We start from the raw sequence: 19,129 nt of genomic DNA on the forward strand, positions 1-19,129 counted from the left end.
CGCTGCCCCCCAGGGGGGGCCGCAGGCCGCCTTGGGGCGGCCCGGCGCCGGCCTGACTGCTTCGTTCAAGGCTGGCTGAATTCAGAAGAGGCCTGGAAGGCCACTTCATTTCGACAAAACGCCCCGCCGGCTCACGCCGCGGGGCGTTTTGTCGTCTGAGCTCGGCCGATCCTGGCATCCCGCAGTGACCGCAACGGTCGATGTCCTTGGCACAGGTCGCGACACAGCAGCAGCCAGCGACCACCTCGGCAGCTTTGTATCAGCCACCCAGGTATTCAAGGCGCTGAATATCCCACCCCGCCACGGCGCACTTTTTAATCCCTGCCAGGGCAGGCACAGCCGGACACCGGTTTGAATTCAAAAAGGCCCCCGATACAAATCCGGCCTTTATATCAACACGCTTACAAAAACCCTGACATCAGCACACCCTGGCCGTCTTCACCGCCAGTGCCGCAGCGCTCAGCACGGCGGCGCTTTGCCATCGGGTAAAGAGATTGAATGGAATATGTTTCTGTACTGTAAATATAAATTTAATAGTTTAAATATGTACCGAGAAAATGTTTGTTTGTATTTTGATACATGCATTTTCATCCGGAATTGAAGCAAATCCGGTGGGTTTATCAAACGCCAGTTTTCGGGGCTGAAACCTACGATTCAGACACCCCAACTCTCTGGAGAAAACCCGTGAGCACCATCAACACCAGCAGCATGGCCTATTCGGCCGGGCTGAGCCCCTATGAGATCAACACCAAGGCCTATGGGCCAGTCGTCGCCAGTGCCATCGGCGTGGTCGATGGGGCCTCCGAAGCCGCCAGCGCGGTCTACAACTTCAGCGCCGAGAGCCTGCAGGCGCTCAGCGATTCCATCAGCGGCGGGGTGGACTCGGTCACCTCCACCCTCAGCGATGCGGCCACAGCAGTCAGCGACAGCGTGGAGAGTGTGGTGAACACCGTCACTGAAGCGGCCAGCGAAGGCTTGCAAGCGGTCGAAGGCCTGGGCACCTCAGTCAGCGACACGGCCAGCGAGGTCACCAGCACCGTCACCGATGCCCTGAGCAGCGCCACCAGCACGGTCACCGACGCCGTGAGCAGCGCCGCGAGCACCGTGGGCGATGTGGCGAGCTCGGTCGGCAGCAGCATCAGCGACACCGCCAGCAGCATCGCCGCCTACGTGACCCTCGGCGCCCTGGGCACCAAAAGCCTGCTCGACACCACCGCCTGACGCCCCCCTCTCTCAAGCTCAAGCAGGAGACTCTCCATGAAGGCAAGACTGGCACATCACCGCCCGCCCGCCCAGCGCCGCCATGCCCGCCTGACGCGGACGCTGGCCCGCCTGGGCACGTTGGGCCTGGGTGCGGCCCTGGGCGGCTGCTCCATCCTCAGTCCGATCCCGCTGCTGGAACTGGCCAAAGGCACGGCGAACGTGACCGGTGTGGCCGTGCAGTCAAGCGCCGGCAAGGCCACCGACACCGTCTACCACCTGCACTCGACGGTCAAGACGGTGTGCATCGAATACAACCCCACGGCACCCGTGGCCGACGTGGTGCCCGCGCTGCAGTTGGAGCTGCGCAAGCACGCCATTGAGAGCCGGGTCTACCAGGCCAACGCCTGGAACGCCAACTGCCCGGTGTGGCTGCGTTACACGGCCTACATGGACTGGGGCACCCAACCCTACAACGACGAGTTGCGGCCGTACGTCAACAACATCTCGCTGACCCTGCACAACGACCGGGGGCAGGTGCTGTCGACCAGCAACTACCGCTTTGACGGCGGTGGCTTCAATGCCAGCAAGTGGGCCTCGACCCGCGACAAGCTGGGCCCCGTGGTGACGGCCCTGGTCACCGGTTTTGAATGATGGCCCAGAGCGGCCAAGGAGCTTTCATGTCTCACCTCTCGCTTTCGTCCTCGCAGCGCCTGCTGATTCTGTGCAGCCTGGCCGCCCTGCTGGGGGCCTGCAGCACGCCCACCCCGGTCAGTACCGTGCCCGGCCCGCTGACGGCCGCCCCCTTGGCCCCGCCCCTGAACATCGAACGGGCCAACACCGGCTCCTTGTTCCAGCCCGGCATGACGACCGCGTCGCTGTTCACAGACCGACGCAAGCCCCGCGCCGTGGGCGACACCCTCAAGGTCGACATCTCCGAAAGCATCAACGCCAGCAATGTGCTGACCACCGACAACAGCCGCAGCAACGCGATGAGCACCAAGGGCCCCGGCGTCAAAGGCGTGGGCAGCGGCATCATCCGCTCGCTGCTGAACCTGGACGCCAGCGCCTCGGGCAGCGACTCTTACAAAGGCAACGGCAAGACCACCGACGTCAGCAGCTTCACAGGTCAGCTGACGGCCACCGTGATCAACGTGCTGCCCAACGGCAATCTGGTGGTGGCCGGCGAGCGCAGCGTGGCCCTCAATGGCGGCGTGCGCACCCTGCGCTTCTCGGGCGTGGTCGACCCCAAGGACCTGGCTTCGGGCAACGTGGTGGCCTCGGCCGACGTGGCCAATGCCCGCCTCGAAGTGGCCGGCCAGGGCGATGTCTCCGAAGCCGCCTCGCGCAACTGGCTGCAAAGGGTGCTCACCAACAGCCTGTCGGTCTGGTAAGTGCGAGGGGCAGCGCTCAGCCGCCCCCCCCAACGCAAGAAAGGAAAGGGTATGAAACAACGCTTCATCCGTCTGGGCCTGGGCATGGTCCTGGGGCTGGCCACGCTGGGGACCGCCGCCCCGGCCCTGGCGCTTGATCTGGCCGGCGTGCACTTCGACGACCAGATCGTGGTGGCCGGCAAGCCGCTGCGGCTCAATGGGGCCGGCGTGGGCTATCGCTTCCTGTTCAAGGTCTATGCCGTGGGCCTGTACCTGCCCGAGCGCCGGTTTTCAGCCCAGGAGGTGATGGCCACCGACGAGCCACGTCGCATGGTGATCACCGCGCTGCGCGAACTCAGCAGCAGCGACTTCAACGACGCGGTGATGAACCACTTCGGGCCCCGAGGCGACGAACCCGACGCCCGCGCCGCTCAGAGGGTGCTGCACCTGGGCCGCATCATCGCCAGCAAGGCACCGGTGCTCAAGAAGGGCGACAGCCTGACACTGGACTGGCAGCCCGACCAGGGCATGAGCATGAGCTACAACGACAACGTCACGACCCTGCCCGGACACGATGTGGGGTTCTACAACACCTTGCTGGCCATCTGGCTGGGCGACAAGGCTTCGGACCCGACGCTGCGCAGCCACCTGCTGGGGCGGCCGAGCGCCTCACGCGCCTCGGCCGACTGAGCTGCCTGAGCCGCGTGGCCAGGGCCTCGCCAGGCCGCTCACTGGGGGTGCAGGCGCAGCGAATCAGCCAGCGCGTCGGAGCGGGCCGGCGCCCCGCCCCCCCCCTGGCCAAGGCCGCGGTTGGCGCCAGCCAGCGCCCCCTGGCCTGTCTTGAGTTGCGCCTTGGCCGCCTCCCGATCACGGATGCGCAGCACCACGCCGCCGGCAGAACGCTCGCCCTCCTGCCCCAGCATGGCCCGGGCCGGCCCCACACCGCAGCGCTGGCGCAAGGCATCGATCTGGCTTTGCAGTTCACCAGCCTGCTCCAGGCGGGTCTGGTTGCGCGACACGATCTGGTGCGCCAGGTCGATCAGCTTGGTGTTCTGTGTCCGGCCGCCGTCCTCCAGCAACTGGGCCACCGCGCCCTGCACATCGCCGCTCAGGCTGCGGCCCATCGCGGCCTCGGCCATGGCGTTGATCTGCTGCAGGCAATCGCGCACCAGATCGGCATAGGGCGTGTGGCGCACACAGGCGTTGGCGATCAGTTCGGCCAGCCCCCGGGTGTTGGCAAAGCGCAGCCCCACCTGCTGCACCCAGCCCTCGGCCTCGTTGACACGCAGCTCGCGCTCGGCCAGCACCGACAACAGATTGCAGACGTTGCAGGCGGCCTCGAAGTCGAAATCGGCGTCGTGCAGTTCAGCCGCCATGGCGCGCAGGCCGGCCAGCACCTCTTCGTGACGGCGGTGCAGCAAATGCCCCAGGATGTGCACCATGTCGCGAAAACGACGCACCCGGGCGCTGCCCGTGTGGCGTTCCGCAAAGCGGGCCAGGTCGGCCACGCAGCGATCCAGGCCACGCCGGTCGCGCTCGTTGAGGTGGCAGAACGCCAACAGCACCAGCGACTGAAAGTCGAACAGCTTGGAGTTCACGCCCAGGATGCCGGCGCGGGTCAGCGGCAACTTGGCATTGCTCAGGTCGCCGACGTAATAGGCCATCATGCCGGTCTTCTGCAGGCGTGCCACCGACTCTGGCGTGAGGTCGCTGGCGCGGCGGAAACTGTCCATGGCACCGCCGAAATCGGCCATCTCGACCTGGGCCCGGCCCAGCACGTCGTAGGCATCGGCAAAACCGGTGTCGCGTTCGATCAAGCTCTGCAGGCTGGTCACCGCCTTGGTCGACTGCCCGGCCTCGATCTGGGCTCGCGCTACCCCCAGCTCGGCCCAGGGCGCCGGGCGCAGCGCCAGCACGGCCCGGTACAAGGCCTCGGCCTCTTTGGGGCGGCCCTGGCGCAACAGCAGCTCGGCCCCGATGCGCGCCGCATACAGCCAGTAAGGCCCCTGGGTCTCGAAGCGCTGCTGACACAGGTTGGCCGCCTCGTCGACGCGGCCATGCTCCAGGGCATCAAAGATGGGCAGCAGATGGCGCTTGCGCAGCCGCGCCAGGTTCAGGCGCTCAAACAGCATGGACGGCGTGAAAGGCTTGAGCAGATAGCCATCCAGGGCCGATTCGGCCGCCTCGGACACGGCAGCATAAGAGGCCTCGCCCGTGACCATGAAGAACACGGTGGAAAACGGCAGCATGTGGGCCCGACGCAGATCGTCCAGCAGGGTCTGACCCGAGTAGTGGTGCTCGGCAAAGAACTGCTCGCACAGCACGAAATCGAACACCGTGTGCTCCAGCCGGTTGCGCGCGTCCTGAATGCGGCTGCACTGGACCACTTCGCCCACGCCGAAATCACGCAACTGACGCACCAGGATTGAGCGCGAGGTGGTGTTGCCGTCAATGACCAACGCCTTGGTGTTGGCAATTTCTCGCGAGTTTTCAGTGGCCATGGCTCATAAACAGGTATCGTCTCTATTTGTAACAGGGATCGCGTCAGGCCAGAACGCAAAAGCGCGCCGTTCGTGCTCTCGAAACGTAAAAGTTACGCGTTTTTGCGCTCTTTAGAGGCAGGGCGAACATCCCTGAGCAATCTGCGCCAGCCCTTTTCAGAAAGTGCCCCCTTTGACCCTGTTCATCGCCTCGGCCGCCGGCCTGCTGCTGTTGTTGTTGTTCATTGCCCTGCTGTTGGGCCGGCGCCGGCGTGATCCGGCGAAACCGGTGGCGCACGCACCCAGTGCAACGCCCCCCCGGGTGGACGTCGCACCGCCCACACGGGCCGGTCCGGTGGCGGCCACGCCTCGGGCCGTGCTGCCCTTGCCCGACGCGTTGGCCTCGTTCCAGCGCCTGGGGCGCGACCAGCTGTCGATGCCCCGCCAGGCCGCCATCACGGCCGCCTTGCAGCGGGTGGCGCAGCCCTCGCGCGCACTGCACCAGTTGGTCTCGCCCGACTTTCTGGCCCAGGCCAGTTCGGCCGATCTGGCCGAATTGCTGCAAGGCGAACCCCAGGTCACGGCCAAGGTGCTGGCCACGGTCAACTCGCCGTTGTATGCCTTGCAGGCACCGGTGGTCAGCCTGGGCCCCGCCATCACCTACCTGGGCCTGAACACGGTGCGAGGTCTGTGCCTGCACTACATGCTGGAGGACAGCTTCCAGAGCGCAGACCGTGGCCTGCGGCGCTACTTCGATCAGGTGTGGGGGGCCAGCAGCCTGGCCAGCGAGCTGTGCCTGCGTCTGGCACAGGGTTGCCACCTGTCCGACCCCGGGGCCCTGGCCACGCAGGTGGTGCTGTCTTTTCTGGGGCGGCTGTCGATGGCCTCGGTGCTGCCCACTGAGCGACTGCTGGCCTTGGCACCCTTGGACCTGCTGGAGCGGAGCCGGGCCGAGCAACAGCAGCTCGGCCTGTGTGCCAGCGAAGTGGGTGGCCTGCTGATGCAAGCCTGGCACCTGCCCTCGGCGCTGATCCAGGAGAGCAGTGCCATCGACGCCCTGCTCAGCCCGCAGCCCCAGGCCCTGAACCCACGCGCCGAAGCCCGGCTGGCCGTGGCCTACCTGAGCGCCCGCATCGGTGAACTGATGATGCTTGGCGAGCTGACGGAACCGGCAGCCCTGGACCTGACGGAGGCCGCTCGGATCGAGCTGTTTCCGGTGCGCCGGGCGCTGGCGCTGCCGGCACTGACACCTCTGCCTGATCTGCTGCAGGGGCCGGAATTGAATCGCCACCTGAAACAGATGCAGCAGGCGCTGCAGACTCGGATTTGACCCCTCTGACCCCGCTGCGCGGATGATTGTCAGAAATTTACAATAACGTTACTTTTCAGTCACAATCAGCGCAGATCCCAACCTCCTCACTGGCCCGCGGGCATCCATGCGATACACAGAATCCAAGGCCCGCAGCGCCGAGTTGCTGCGACTGACGCTGGCCAACATGGGCCATCACACAGCCGCCTTCAACCCCATCACGTTCACGGTGTGGTACGAACATGCCGCTGGCATCAACCCGAAGCTGAATGCCGACATGAGCCAGTGCCTGAGCAAGGGCCTGGCCATGGACGACGAGATGATGCTGCGCTTGTACCGCGACCACATCACGCCCGCGGACACGGAGCAGATGGAGTTGATCGCCCACGAGATGCAGCGCCTGATGCGCAACATGGCCGATTCGGCCGCCGCGACGGGCGAACAGGCCGGCAGTTTCGGTCAGCAATTGGTGGAACTGAATGAAGCCCTGACGGCGACTGAGAACAGCCCTTTGAGCACCCAGGTGACACGCGCCCTGGAAGGCACGCTGGAGATGAAAGCCGCGGTCGACACCTTGCAGGCCCGGGTCAACCAGAGCCAGGAAGAAATCAAGCGCCTGCGCCAGGACCTGGAACGCACGCGTGAGGAAGCCATGCTGGACCCGCTGACCGGCCTGCTCAACCGCAAGGGTTTCGACCAGCGCCTGCAGGCCCTGTTGAGCCAGGCGCCCGACTCAAGCGAAAGCCATTGCCTGCTGATGCTGGACATCGATCACTTCAAGCGCGTGAACGACACCCACGGACACCTGATGGGTGACCGCGTGATCCAGGGCCTGGGCGAGATCCTGCGCACCTCGGTCACCCACCCCAGTCACGCGGTAGCCCGCTACGGCGGCGAAGAGTTTGCCATCGTGCTGCCCAACACCAGCCGCGCCGAGGCCACGCAGATCGCTGAAACCATCCGTGCCCGCACCAAGGCGATGAAGCTGCGCAATCGATCCACCCAGGAGGTGGTGCTGACCGTGACCATCTCCAGCGGCATCGCGACCCTGCGCCAGGGCGACGATGCACACTCGCTGATTGCACGCGCCGATGCCGCGCTGTATGCCTCCAAGAAGGGCGGTCGCGACCGCGTCACCTGCCAGTGACGCCGCCGCGAACAGCCTGCGCCCCCGACCGAAAACAGCCGCGGGCGCATCGGATCGTCGGATCCTCGTCGGATCCTCAATAGGTTTCGAGGTGCAGGCGGGCGCCCTGACGCAAGCCGGGGCCCACACTGTCCCAGGCCAGGCCGGCCTGCTGGGCCACATCGCGCAGGGCCAGCACCACCCCTTCCTCCATGGCCTTGAGGCCGCAGACGAAGAAATAGGTGTCCGGATCGGCCAGCAAGGGCCCCAGGTCGGCTGCGCGTTCGCGGATCAGGTCCTGCACATAGCGCTTGGGAGCCCCGGACTGACGCGAGAAGGCAAAGTTGATGTCGATGAAATCCTTGGGCAGATTTTGCAAGGGCCCAAAGTACGGCAGTTCTTCAGGCGTGCGGGCGCCAAAGAACAGCATCAGCTTGCCGCCCTCGAACTTGCCCGACTGCCGCAGACGGCGGCGCCACTCGGTCATGGCGCGCATCGGGGCACTGCCGGTGCCGGTGCAGATCATGACGATGTTGGAGCGCGGGTGGTTGGGCATCAGGAAGCTGGCGCCAAAGGGCCCGATCACCTGGACCTTGTCCCCCACCTGCAGGTCGCACATGTAGTTGCTGGCCACGCCCCGCACGGGCTGGCCCTGGTGGTCTTCCAACACGCGCTTGATGGTCAGCGACAGGTTGTTGTAGCCCGGTCGCTCGCCATTGCGCGGGCTGGCGATGGAGTATTGGCGGGCATGGTGCGGCCGGCCCTGGGCATCGGTGCCGGGTGGGATCACACCGATCGACTGCCCCTCGAGCACCGGAAACGGAAGGTGGCCGAAATCGAGCACCACGTGATGGGTGTCGTAGTCCTTGCCGACTTCGGTGACCCGCACATTGCCGACCACGGTGGCGGTGATGAACTTCTCGGACGCCTTGGGGCCGTAGAGGTTGGTGTAGGCATGGGCCGCCGACCAGGGCGGCAGGGTGGCGCCATATTGGGCGCTGTTGAAACGTTCGCCTTCACCAGGCCCCGCCGGTGCGGTGCTGACGGCAGGGGCCTGATCCGACGCAGTGGCCGCACCGGCCGCCGCCAGTTGCTCGGCACTGAGTTCGTCGGGCAGGTTGTCCCAGCCCAGTTGGGCCTCGACCGTGTAGGCCATCGCGCGCGGCATGTTGCGCCAGTTGTCGATCGAGCCCGTGGGGCAAGGCGGCACACAGGCCATGCACAGGTTGCACTTGTCGGCGTCGACCACGTAGTTGCGCGAATCGTGGGTGATGGCCGCGACCGGGCAGGTGGCCTCGCAGGTGTTGCAGCGGATGCAGATCTCGGGGTCGATCAGATGCTGCCGGATGACTTGGGGTTCGCTCATGTCCATGGCTGTCTCGACTTGTTGTGGGCTGTGGGGCGGTTCGGTGGCGGGTCTGAAGCGGGATATTGAAGGCGGGAAAGGGGGCTGACAAGCCCCCTTTCCTCAAACCCCGGAGGGCTCGGCGAGGGACACACCCCGCCGCCGGGCCGCCCCAAGGCGGGGTGCGGCCCACTTGGGGGGCAGCGCATGACATGAAATGCAAAGCGTGGGGGTCTCATCACCCCGCCGCCGGGCCGCCCCAAGGCGGGGTACGGCCCCCTTGGGGGGCAGCGCATTACATGCAATGAAAAGCGTGGGGGCCATTTCAGTTGAAGCGGACATATTCGAAGTCCACGGGCTGGCGGTTGATGCCCATGACCGGCGGCGCGATCCAGTTGGCAAACTTGCCGGTGTCGGTGACACGGCCCATCAGGCTGGCCACAAAGGCCCGGTCTTCGGCGCTGGGCAGCCAGTCGTTCTTCTTGGCTTGCCATTCGGCTTCGGACACCACACGCCCGTCAGGCGACACCTTGACCCCGGCCAGGGAGCCGATGTTGCGGTGGAAAGCCTTGTGCGGCACGGTCAGGCGGAACGGGATGCCGTTCTTTTCGATCACCTTGTTCCAGCGCTCCACGCCGCCGATCGAATCCTTGATGTAGTCGTCGCGCAGCACTTCGTTGAGTGCATTGAGCATGGGCACTTCCTTCTCGACGAGCTGGCCGTTCTGCACGTTCAGCACCTTGTAGCTCTGGCCGCGCAGCTGGTGGTCGTCGGTGCGCTTGCCTTCTTCAAAGCGGCCCTTGAGACCCGTGCTGTAGAAGGTGGCCGCATTGCTCGACTCGTCGGCACCGAACAGGTCGATGGTCACGCTGAAGTGGAAGTTCAGGTAGCGCTGCAGAGTAGGCAGATCGATGACACCGGCGGCGCGCAGCTTGGCGGGGTCGTCGGTCTTGAGCTCGTTCATGACCTGGCAGGTGCGCTGGATCACGCGGCTCACGCCCGACTCGCCCACGAACATGTGGTGGGCTTCCTCGGTCAGCATGAACTTGGTGGTGCGGGCCAACGGATCGAAACTCGACTCGGCCAGGGCACACAGCTGGAACTTGCCGTCCCGGTCGGTGAAGTAGGTGAACATGAAGAAGCTCAGCCAATCCGGCGTGGGCTCGTTGAAGGCCTGCAGGATGCGGGGGTTGTCCTGCTGACCGCTGCGGCGCTCCAGCAGGGCTTCGCCTTCCTCGCGGCCGTCGCGGCCGAAGTACTTGTGCAGCAGGTAGACCATGGCCCAAAGGTGGCGGCCTTCTTCGACGTTGACCTGGAACAGGTTACGCAGGTCGTACTGGCTGGGCGCGGTCAGGCCCAGGTGGCGCTGCTGCTCGACCGAGGCCGGCTCGGTGTCGCCCTGGGTGACGATGATGCGGCGCAGGTTGGCGCGGTACTCGCCAGGCACGTCTTGCCAGGCGTTCTCGCCCTTGTGGTCACCGAAGTGGATCTTGCGGTCTTGTTCGGCCGGATTGAGGAAGATGCCCCAGCGGTAGTCGGGCATCTTGACGTGGCCAAACTGCGCCCAGCCCTGCGGATCCACGCTGACTGCCGTGCGCAGGTACACATCAAAGCCGTGACTGCCGTCCGGACCCATGTCGTTCCACCAGTCCAGGTAGTTGGGCTGCCACTGCTCCAGCGCGCGCTTCAGGGTGCGGTCTTCGGCCAGGTTGACGTTGTTGGGGATCTTTTCGCTGTAGTCGATCGTGGACATGCTTGTCTCCAGGTAAGTGGTCAGTCAGTCATCAAGAAAATCACACCAGGTTTGAGGGGTGTGGCTGCCGTAGCGAGCGCGCCGAGGTGGCCTTGAGCACCGCAGCCGTACACCGGTACGGCGAGGAGCACAAAGGCCAGATCGGCGGGCGCAGCCGGCAGACACCCCCTCAAACCCGGTTCCAGTCGAAGGCGGCCTTGTTGCCTTTGCCGTAGACCTTCAAAGCGCCGTATTCGCCCACCGCATTGGGGCGCTGGAAGATCCAGTTCTGCCAGGCGGTGAGGCGGCCGAAGATGCGGGTGAACATGTTTTCAGGCCCGTTGAAGCGCAGGTTGGCTTCCATGCCGGTCAGGGCGTCGGGTGACATGGCCACGCGCTCTTCGATGGCGATGCGCACCTCGTCGGCCCAGTCGATGTCGTCGGGGTTGCTGGTGACCAGGCCCAGGGCGTAGGCGGCATCGGCATCCAGGGCACGGCCGGCGGCGGCGCGCACGGCCTCCAGCGGAGCGACTTCGTCATAGAAGCGCCGGCCCAGGCGGCTCTGGCCGGTGACCATGGGGTACAGGCCGAAGTTGGCCTCGCCCACCGTGATCTTCGGGGCCTGGTCTTCGTCGTCGGGCAGGGCCAGGTGGTAGCTGCGGTCGCAGGCCAGGGCCAGCTCCAGAAAGCTGCCGGCAAAGCACGAGCCCGGCTCGATCAGGGCGAACAGGCTGCGGCTGGACACGTCCAGGCGGCTGAAGGTGCGGCGCAGCAAGCCGATGGTTTCGCGCACCAGCCAATGGCTGGCATGGGCGCTCAGAACGGCGTCCATGGCCAGCACCGCAGCGGCATCGCCCTGGGTGGTGATCAGCCAGGTGCCGATCTCCAACTCGTTGGTGCGCATGGACAGGATGGCGTCCTCCAGTTGGCGCGCCAAGGCCAGCGGGTACCAGGCGGCCCCTGCGGCTTCGATCCCGGCCACATCGGCGGGTTGGGCACCGGCAGGGGCCTTGACCACAAACGTGGCCGTGCGCTTGGCGCGGTCGATGTTCACGCTGACATGGTCGTAGTGCAGGGCATCGGCCTCGGTCCGGCGCTGCAGGGCCACCAACTCGACCCCGCGGCCATCGGCCGGGCGGTCGCTCTGGGCGGCCAGTTGTTCGGCACGTTCGCGCACCTTCTGGGCGAACACGGCGGGCTTGGCAATGTCGTCAACCAGGCGCCAGTCCTTGGCCTTCTGGCCGCGCACACCTTCGGTGGTGGTGCAGAAGATGTCGGCCAGATCGTGGCGCACATGGCGCTTGTCGGTGACACGGGTCAGGCCGCCGGTGCCGGGCAGCACGCCCAGCAAGGGCACCTCAGGCAGGCTGACCGCGCTGGAGCGGTCGTCCACCAGGATGATCTCGTCGCAGGCCAGAGCCAGCTCGTAGCCGCCACCGGCACAGGCGCCGTTCACGGCCGCCAGGAACTTCAGGCCGCTGTGCTGGGAGGAGTCTTCAAGGCCGTTGCGGGTCTCGTTGGTGAATTTGCAGAAGTTCACCTTCCAACCGTGGCTGGACACGCCCAGCATGAAGATGTTGGCGCCCGAGCAGAACACCTTTTCCTTGGCGCTGGTGACCACCACGGTGCGCACCTCGGGGTGCTCGAAGCGGATGCGGTTGATGGCATCGTTGAGTTCGATGTCCACGCCCAGGTCGTAGCTGTTGAGCTTGAGCTTGTAGCCGGGGGCCAGGCCACCGTTTTCGTCGAAGTCGGCCGTCAGCGTGGCGATGGCGCCATCAAAGCTCAGTTTCCAGTGCTTGTACTGGCTGGGATGGGTCTGGTAATCGACGCGGGGCGCGGTGCTCATGGTGTGTCTCCGTCGGTGGAAAAATAATGCATTCTTGCGAAACTGACTGCATGTTAGTACATGCATTAAAGTGCGTCAAGCAAGATGCAGTAAATTTCCTATCGCCCCACCACCCCGGGTCAGACCGGCAGTTTCAAGGCCTCCCGGACCTGGGTGCGCAACAGCTTGAAGGTGTCCTGCAGCGGCTGCGAGCTGGTGTTCAGACGCAGATCAGCCTTCGAATAAAAGGCTGAGCGCCCCGCCAGGATCTGCCGCAGGTCATTCATGGCCTCGGCACTGGCAGCCATGGGGCGCAGATCCCCTTGCTCGGCCACGCGCTGCATGTGGTCTTCGGGTTCGGCCTGCAGCCACACCGTGGTGCAGTGCGACAGCAGCAGATTGAAGGTGGCCGCATCGGACACCAGGCCGCCGGGGGTGGCGATCACCACCTCGGGGTAGATCTGGATGGCCTCTTCTAGGGCGCGGCGCTCGTAGCGGCGGTAGGCATTCATGCCATACAGGCCCTGGATTTCAGAGATGCTGCAGCCGGCAAACTTCTCGATCTCGCGACTCAACTCGACAAAGGGGTACTCCAGGTCGTCGGCCAGCATCTGGCCCAGCGTCGATTTGCCCGCACCGCGCAGCCCCACCAGAGCCACCCGCGGCCAGGCCGCGCCCGGCGTGTGCCCACTGACACTGCCATTGCCCAACAACTCACCAATGGCCACGCGCACCCGGCGCAGCGTGGCCTCGTCACGGTGCTCCAGCAACTCGCGAATCAGCAGCCACTCGGGCGAGGACGCAGTGATGTCGCCGATCAATTCGGCCATGGAGCATTGCAGTGCACCCGCCACCTGCTGCAGCACCAGAAAAGAAGCATTGCCGGTGCCGTACTCCAGGTTGGCCAGGTGACGCTCGGACACATCGGCCGCCAAGGCCACGGCCTTGCGCGTCATGCCTCGGCGCGCGCGCAGGCTGCGCACCCGCTCGCCCAAGGCCACCAGCGAGGCGTGGCGCTCTTCGCCAGCGGCGTCAGGGGCAGCGGCGATGGCGGGCGCCACCGGGGTGATGGAATCTTGCATCTTGATGATATGGGTAAACCCTGATTTATGAACTATAGTGCTTGACGCCACTCGGGGCGAGCATTAGCCTTCACGACATGCACAATACTTCACCAGACTTGCCGATGCAAGCCTGCATGTCAAACGGAGGCCCGACTGTGGCACAAAATGCGTTCCGTCAAACCCTGGCCCGACTCACCGCCGACATCGCTGCCCATTTGGCCGGGCGCCCCCTGGACAGCGAACTGGGCACTTGGCTGAACACCGACCATGGGGCTGACAGCCCCACCTGGCAGACGCTGAAGCAGCAATGCCTGACCGGCGTGGAACAGGGCTGGCTGTGCGAGCGCGAGGGCGGCGGCATCCGCTACGGCCGCGTCTTCAAACCCGCCGAGGATCTACACGGCTTCTCGGTCGACGTGGTGGACATGCACGACATTGCCGGCCCGCACCACAGCCACCCGCTGGGCGAGATCGACCTGATCATGCCCCTCGACGGCGAGGCCCGGTTTGACGGCCACCCGGCCGGCTGGCTGGTCTACCCCCCGGGCAGCGCCCACCACCCCACCGTGAGGCCTGGCCGCGCCCTGGTGCTGTACCTGCTGCCCGAGGGCCGGATCGAATTCACCCGCACGAAAGAAGCCGCCCAATGAGCCCCTCTGAATTGCTGCTGAACCACCTGGGTGGCCAATGGGTTGCCGGCCGCGGCACCGGCACGGCCTTGTTCGACCCGGTGCTGGGGAACGAGCTGGTGCGCGTGGACGCAACCGGGCTGGACCTGCGCGCCGGTTTTGCCTTCGCCCGTGAGCACGCCGGCCCCGCCCTGCGCGCGCTGGGCTATGCCCAACGCGCCGCCCTGCTGGGGGCGGCCGTGAAGGTGCTGCAGGCGAATCGCGACACGTACTACGAGATCGCCACGGCCAACAGTGGCACGGTGAAGAACGATTCGGCAGTGGACATCGACGGCGGCATCTTCACCCTCGCTCACTACGCCCGACTGGGCGAAAGCCTGGGAGACCGACCGCATCTGCTCGATGGCGAGGCCACCCGACTGGGCAAGGACCCGCTGTTTCAGAGCCAGCATGTGCTGAGCCCGGCACGGGGCGTGGCCTTGTTCATCAATGCCTTCAACTTTCCCAGTTGGGGCCTGTGGGAGAAAGCCGCCCCCGCCTTGCTTTCGGGTGTGCCGGTGGTGGTCAAGCCCGGCACCTCGACCGCCTGGCTGACCCAGCGCATGGTGCAGGACGTGGTGACGGCCGGTATTTTCCCGCCCGGTGCGCTGTCAGTGGTGTGCGGCAGCTCGGCTGGGTTGCTGGAGGCGCTGACACCATTCGACCTGATCAGTTTCACCGGCTCGGCTGACACGGCCGAACTGATCCGCTCGCACCCGGCGGTGGCGCGGCGTTCGGTGCGCTGCAACATCGAGGCCGACAGCGTGAACTCGGCCCTGCTGCTGCCGGGCGTGGGCCCTGACAGTGAAGCCTTCGAGCTGCTGGCCAAGGAGGTGGCTCGCGAGATGACGGTCAAATCGGGCCAAAAATGCACCGCGATCCGCCGCATCTTCGTGCCCCAGGAACACTACGACACCGCCGCCCAGGCCATCAGCGCGCGGCTGGTCCGGACCACGGTGGGCAACCCACGCAACGAGTCGGTGCGCATGGGCGCCTTGGTCAGTCGCGCCCAGTTTGATGCCGTGCAGGCCGGCCTGGCCCGCTTGCAGCAACAGGCCAGCACCTTGCACGACGGCAGCCGCCACCCGCTGGTCGACGCCGACCCTGCCGTGGCCTGCTGCCTGGGCCCCACCTTGCTGGGCAGCCGCGATGCCGAGGCCGAGGTGTTCCACGACACCGAGGTGTTCGGCCCGGTGGCCACCCTGCTGCCCTACCGCGACCTGGACCACGCCCTGCACCTGGTGCGTCGCGGCGAAGGCTCGCTGGTGGCCTCGGTGTTCGGCAGCGACGACCAGGCCCTGCAATCGGCGGCCCTTGAACTGGCCGACAGCCAGGGGCGGGTGCACGTGATCTCGCCCGAGGTGGGCGGCCTGCACACCGGCCACGGCAACGTGATGCCCCAGTCGCTGCATGGCGGCCCGGGCCGTGCCGGTGGTGGCGAGGAACTGGGCGGCTTGCGCGCCCTGGGCTTCTACCACCGCCGCTGTGCCCTGCAGGCATCGACCAGCGTGCTGCAAGGGCTGTGACCCCCTCAGAACCAGACAGGAGACCGACATGAACACCCCCACAGCGCCAATAGCCAACGTGCCCCCGCCGGGACCCGGTTTCAACTTTGCCCAGCACCTGATCGAGCGCAATGCCGGACGCGGCGCCAAGGCCGCCTACATCGACGACCAGGGCCAGCTGAGCTACGGCGAACTGGCCCAGCGCATCCGCCGCCTGGGCTCGGCCCTGCTGGCCAGCGGCGTGCATCGCGAGGAGCGTGTGCTGTTGCTGATGCACGACTGCAACGACTGGCCGGTGGCCTTTCTGGGGGCCATGCACGCGGGCATCGTGCCGGTGGCCGTGAACACCTTGCTGACGGCCGACGATTACGCCTACATGCTGGAGCACAGCCGTGCCCGCGCCGTGCTGGTGTCGGCCGCGCTGCTGCCGGTGCTGCAATCGGCCATGACCCGGGGCGAGCACGAGGTGCGGCGAGTCATCGCCTCGCGCCCCACCGGCCCGCTGGCCGAGGGTGTGATGGACTTCGAAAGCTTTCTGAGCCAGGGTGAGCCCCATGCCGCCCCCGCCGCCACCGGCCCGGATGACCCTGGCTTCTGGCTGTACTCCTCGGGCTCCACCGGCCGCCCCAAGGGCACGGTGCACCTGCAGGGCAACCCGTACTGGACGGCCGAGTTGTATGGCGGCCCGATCCTGGGCTTGCGCGAGGACGACATCTGCTTCTCTGCGGCCAAGCTGTTCTTTGCCTACGGCCTGGGCAACGCACTGAGCTTTCCGCTCAGCGTGGGGGCCACCACCGTGCTGATGCCCGAACGGCCCACGCCGGACGCCACCTTCCAGCGCTGGACCGAGCAACGCCCCACGGTGTTCTTCGGCGCCCCGACCGGCTTTGCCGGCATGCTGAGTTCGCCCAGGCTACCCGCGCGCGATCAGGTGGCGCTGCGCCTGTGCTCGTCGGCCGGGGAGGCCCTGCCGGCCGACATCGGCGAGCGCTTCACCCGCCACTTCGGGGTCGAGATCATCGATGGCATCGGCTCCACCGAGATGCTGCACATCTACCTGTCCAACCGGGTGGGGGCGGTGCGCTATGGCACCACCGGCACGCCGGTGCCCGGCTATGACATCGACCTGCGCGGCGAGGATGGCCAGCCGGTGCCCGATGGCGAACCCGGCGATCTGTACGTGCGCGGGCCCTCGTCCGCCCTGATGTACTGGAACAACCGGGAAAAGACGCGCGAGACCTTCCAGGGCGGCTGGACCAAGAGCGGCGACAAATACATCCACAACACCGACGGCACCTACACCTATGCCGGGCGCAGTGATGACATGCTCAAGGTCAGCGGCATCTATGTGTCGCCCTTCGAGGTCGAGGCCACGCTGGTGCAGCACCCGGCGGTGTTGGAGGCGGCCGTGATCGGGGTGCCCGACGCCGAGGGCCTGACCAAGACCAAGGCCTTTGTGGTGCTCAAGCCCGGCCAGGTCTGCAGCGAAGACGAGCTCAAGGCTTTCGTGAAGGAACGCCTGGCACCGTACAAGTACCCTCGCCAGATCGAGTTTCTGGAGGAGTTGCCCAAGACCGCGACCGGCAAGATCCAGCGCTTCAAGCTGCGCGAACTGGAGGCCTCGCGTCCATGAGCGCGCAACACGTGCCCGTGGCCTGGAACGGGGGGGCGGTCGAGATCGAGGTCGCCTGGATCAACCCGGACCGCATCACCACCCCGGTGCTGGTGTTTCTGCATGAGGGCCTGGGCTCGGTGGCGATGTGGAAGGACTTTCCGCAGCGCCTGTGCGATGCGCTGGGCTGGCGTGGCCTGGTGTACTCCCGCCCGGGTTATGGCCGTTCGACGCCGCGCCCGGCCTCAGACGTCTGGGGCCCCGACTTCATGCACCGCCAGGCCCATGAGCTGCTGCCGGCCCTGCTGCAGGCCCTGGGCCTCAGCGGCCCGCAAGCGCCGGCACTGTGGCTGTTCGGTCACAGCGATGGGGGCTCGATCACCCTGCTGTACGCCGCAGGCGCCGGCACGGCCTTGGCGGGGGCCATCGTGCTGGCCCCCCACATCCTGGTGGAAGACATCTCCGTGCGCAGCATCGAAGCGGCGCGCCAGGCTTACGAAAGCGGGACGCTGCGGACCGGCCTGGCCCGCTACCACGACGACCCGGATTCGGCCTTCTGGGGCTGGAACCGAATCTGGCTGAGCCCGGATTTCCGCGGCTGGAACATCGCGGCCGAACTGCAACACATCCGCTGCCCCGTGCTGGCCGTGCAAGGGCTGGACGATGAGTACGGCACGCTGGAGCAGATCCGGGGCATTGCTCGCCAGGCCCCGCACACGCAACTGCTGGCGCTGCCCGACTGCGGCCATTCACCCCACCGGGACCAGCCCGAGCGGCTGATCGCGGCCGTGCAGGCTTTTGTCTCCGACCCAGCGCCAGCGCTCAATCGACCAGCGTGAGGGCGTCGAAAGACAGGTGGTGCATGAACTCACGCAGGATCAGCACCCCGGCGGCAAAGGCTTGGCCTTCGGGCAGCCCTTCGGTGACGGCGGGCCGCCCTTCAGAGACTGCACACACGCGGTTGAAAAGGCGCTCAAGGGCGTCCAGGCTCAGGGTATTGCCACCGCCGGCCTGCTCCACGATCTGACGCAGCAGAGGGTCAGCACCGTGCAGGGCCGTGCCCACCGGCAGGCGCGGCACCAGGCGCATCAGCTCGTCTTCGACCTCGGCAATCGCGGCTTCCAGCTCGGCGGGCCGGGGCGGATCATGCCGCCACAGGCGTTCGGGCAGGCTCAGCGTGCCCAGCGGCAGCTCCAGGGTCAGCGCGGCTTGCTCGCCATCACCGACCAGCACCTGGCAGCGCTGCGACCCCAGTTGCAGCAGGCTGATCAGCCGAGGGGGACGGGGTTCTGGCAGGTTCCGCAGCACGGCCTGCAGACGGCGCAGCCCCGCATCCGCCTCGTAGCTGCCGGACAGGGGGCGCAGCAAAGGCTGCAGTGACTCGGGCTCCAGCGTGCGCGCCGCACCAAAACCGGCGATGTGGCGGCCCGACGTGGGGGTGAGGCACACAAAACGGAAATCACCCAGTTCGGTCATGGGAGCGGCCTCAGGGAAGCGACTCAGGTAAGCGGCACGGCACAAAAGCCACTCGCCATGGTCGGGCCCCTCGGCTTGCAGCACCCTGGCCTGAGCCTGCAGCGTGAGCCGCTGCAGATCATGCACCGGCGCACCCGCCACTTCGGCCTGGGTGATCAACAGCGAGACCGCGCTGCGGGCCTGCAAGTAGCGCGTGTGGGCCGCCAGGGCACTCACGTGGATCACCACCCAGGGCCCGTCGGCCACGAGGGCAAAGGGCACCATCGACACAGAGGGCTCACCCGTGTCGGTGCAGGTGCCCAGGGCGGCCACACGGGTGTCGGCCAGCAATTGACGCAGTGCACCATCAAGCCGGGATTCATGGGCCATGCCAGGCTCCTCGCTGTTCAGGGATGGGCCGGAGCGCATGCG

General features: G+C 66.3%; 16 protein-coding genes. 10 read left to right on the top strand and 6 right to left on the bottom strand.

All coding sequences use genetic code 11. The features are described 5' to 3' along the window. Positions 1–684: 684 nt before the first annotated feature. The 4 genes from AC3WUT_RS10725 to AC3WUT_RS10740 are packed head-to-tail and all read left to right on the top strand — an operon-like array spanning position 685 to position 3,263. Positions 685–1,221 (top strand): hypothetical protein, encoded by a 537-nt coding sequence (locus AC3WUT_RS10725; protein ID WP_492347068.1) that lies wholly within the window; start codon positions 685–687, stop codon positions 1,219–1,221. Positions 1,222–1,257: 36 nt separating this feature from the next. Beyond that, positions 1,258–1,854: a cell division protein FtsI gene (locus AC3WUT_RS10730; RefSeq protein ID WP_492347069.1), complete on the top strand. Its 597-nt coding sequence runs from the start codon at positions 1,258–1,260 to the stop codon at positions 1,852–1,854. Between the two features lie 26 nt (positions 1,855–1,880). Continuing rightward, positions 1,881–2,594 carry a flagellar basal body L-ring protein FlgH gene (locus AC3WUT_RS10735; RefSeq protein ID WP_492347070.1) on the top strand — a complete coding sequence of 238 codons (714 nt, stop codon included), beginning with the start codon at positions 1,881–1,883 and terminating at the stop codon, positions 2,592–2,594. Between the two features lie 51 nt (positions 2,595–2,645). After that, on the top strand, positions 2,646–3,263 hold the full coding sequence (locus AC3WUT_RS10740) for a chalcone isomerase family protein (protein WP_492347071.1): 618 nt from the start codon (positions 2,646–2,648) through the stop codon (positions 3,261–3,263). A 38-nt stretch (positions 3,264–3,301) separates the two neighbouring features. Here AC3WUT_RS10740 and AC3WUT_RS10745 read toward each other — a convergent pair whose 3' ends face one another. Further along, the gene (locus AC3WUT_RS10745) at positions 3,302–5,074 is read right to left on the bottom strand and encodes a response regulator (RefSeq protein ID WP_492347072.1); all 1,773 of its coding nucleotides are present in this window, start codon (positions 5,072–5,074) and stop codon (positions 3,302–3,304) included. A gap of 172 nt (positions 5,075–5,246) precedes the next feature. Between AC3WUT_RS10745 and AC3WUT_RS10750 the strand changes: the two genes are divergently transcribed. Both AC3WUT_RS10750 and AC3WUT_RS10755 read left to right on the top strand, forming a co-directional pair. Continuing rightward, positions 5,247–6,383: an HDOD domain-containing protein gene (locus AC3WUT_RS10750; RefSeq protein ID WP_492347073.1), complete on the top strand. Its 1,137-nt coding sequence runs from the start codon at positions 5,247–5,249 to the stop codon at positions 6,381–6,383. Between the two features lie 106 nt (positions 6,384–6,489). Then, on the top strand, positions 6,490–7,509 hold the full coding sequence (locus tag AC3WUT_RS10755) for a GGDEF domain-containing protein (protein ID WP_492347074.1): 1,020 nt from the start codon (positions 6,490–6,492) through the stop codon (positions 7,507–7,509). Positions 7,510–7,585: 76 nt separating this feature from the next. Here AC3WUT_RS10755 and boxA read toward each other — a convergent pair whose 3' ends face one another. The 4 genes from boxA to AC3WUT_RS10775 form a co-directional block, all read right to left on the bottom strand. After that, complete coding sequence (boxA, locus tag AC3WUT_RS10760; RefSeq protein ID WP_492347075.1) at positions 7,586–8,860, bottom strand: benzoyl-CoA 2,3-epoxidase subunit BoxA; 1,275 nt, start codon at positions 8,858–8,860, stop codon at positions 7,586–7,588. Between the two features lie 298 nt (positions 8,861–9,158). Further along, on the bottom strand, positions 9,159–10,586 hold the full coding sequence (gene boxB, locus AC3WUT_RS10765; protein ID WP_027478232.1) for a benzoyl-CoA 2,3-epoxidase subunit BoxB: 1,428 nt from the start codon (positions 10,584–10,586) through the stop codon (positions 9,159–9,161). Positions 10,587–10,755: 169 nt separating this feature from the next. Further along, complete coding sequence (gene boxC / locus AC3WUT_RS10770; RefSeq protein ID WP_492347076.1) at positions 10,756–12,414, bottom strand: 2,3-epoxybenzoyl-CoA dihydrolase; 1,659 nt, start codon at positions 12,412–12,414, stop codon at positions 10,756–10,758. Between the two features lie 119 nt (positions 12,415–12,533). Next, positions 12,534–13,475 carry a helix-turn-helix transcriptional regulator gene (locus AC3WUT_RS10775; protein ID WP_492347077.1) on the bottom strand — a complete coding sequence of 314 codons (942 nt, stop codon included), beginning with the start codon at positions 13,473–13,475 and terminating at the stop codon, positions 12,534–12,536. Positions 13,476–13,591: 116 nt separating this feature from the next. Here AC3WUT_RS10775 and AC3WUT_RS10780 point away from each other — a divergent pair, with 116 nt between their 5' ends. Genes AC3WUT_RS10780 through AC3WUT_RS10795 form a run of 4 tightly spaced genes read left to right on the top strand, consistent with a single transcriptional unit; the run spans position 13,592 to position 18,081 of the window. Next, the gene (locus AC3WUT_RS10780; RefSeq protein WP_492347078.1) at positions 13,592–14,107 is read left to right on the top strand and encodes a 4-hydroxylaminobenzoate lyase; all 516 of its coding nucleotides are present in this window, start codon (positions 13,592–13,594) and stop codon (positions 14,105–14,107) included. Further along, a complete protein-coding gene (locus AC3WUT_RS10785) occupies positions 14,104–15,651 on the top strand; it encodes a 3,4-dehydroadipyl-CoA semialdehyde dehydrogenase (RefSeq protein ID WP_492347079.1) in 1,548 nt (515 codons plus the stop codon). Before AC3WUT_RS10780 ends, AC3WUT_RS10785 begins: the two co-directional genes overlap by 4 nt. Positions 15,652–15,679: 28 nt before the next feature. Next, positions 15,680–17,263: a benzoate-CoA ligase family protein gene (locus AC3WUT_RS10790; protein WP_492347080.1), complete on the top strand. Its 1,584-nt coding sequence runs from the start codon at positions 15,680–15,682 to the stop codon at positions 17,261–17,263. After that, positions 17,260–18,081, top strand: coding sequence for an alpha/beta fold hydrolase (locus AC3WUT_RS10795; RefSeq protein WP_492347081.1), 822 nt, complete (start codon positions 17,260–17,262; stop codon positions 18,079–18,081). Before AC3WUT_RS10790 ends, AC3WUT_RS10795 begins: the two co-directional genes overlap by 4 nt. Here AC3WUT_RS10795 and AC3WUT_RS10800 read toward each other — a convergent pair. Continuing rightward, a complete protein-coding gene (locus tag AC3WUT_RS10800; protein ID WP_492347082.1) occupies positions 18,065–19,087 on the bottom strand; it encodes a pyridoxamine 5'-phosphate oxidase family protein in 1,023 nt (340 codons plus the stop codon). The genes AC3WUT_RS10795 and AC3WUT_RS10800 overlap by 17 nt on opposite strands. Between the last annotated feature and the right edge of the window lie 42 nt (positions 19,088–19,129).

It is taken from the genome of Curvibacter sp. EU05-FHT14A10, assembly GCF_058791075.1.